We start from the raw sequence: 447 nt of genomic DNA on the forward strand, positions 1-447 counted from the left end.
CTACGTCCTGGTCAGCGGATGCGCCTGGCGGTCGCTGCCGCCCTGTTTCGGAATATCGAAGTCCACGGCCCACCGCAGGTTCCTGATCTGGTCCCGGGCAGGGGTGTGGGGCCGGCTACACGAGGAGATCCTGCATCGCCTCGGCGACGCCGGGCTCCTCGATCTCTCCCGAGCCGTCCTCGACTCGGCCCACGTGAGGGCTAAAAAAGGGGCGAACTCACAGGTCCGAGCCCCGTGGACCGAGGCAAGCCGGGCTCCAAGATGCACGTCCTGTCGGACGCGAACGGGCTGCCCCTCCTCGTCGGCGTCAGCGCTGCCAACACCCACGACAGCCTCGCCCTGAAGCCCATGATCACAGGTCACCAAACGAGACACGACCCCCACCGCGGCCGCCACTTCAAACCCCAACGCCTTCACGCCGACAAGGCATACGACGTTCCCCACCTG

Annotated in this window: 1 pseudogene; it reads left to right on the forward strand. The window is 66.9% G+C overall.

Annotated elements, in window-relative coordinates:
- Window positions 1–447: pseudogene (locus tag ADK55_RS36555) on the forward strand (IS5 family transposase); the annotation flags it as partial.

This window comes from Streptomyces sp. WM4235 (genome assembly GCF_001279725.1).
GTDB lineage: Bacteria > Actinomycetota > Actinomycetes > Streptomycetales > Streptomycetaceae > Streptomyces.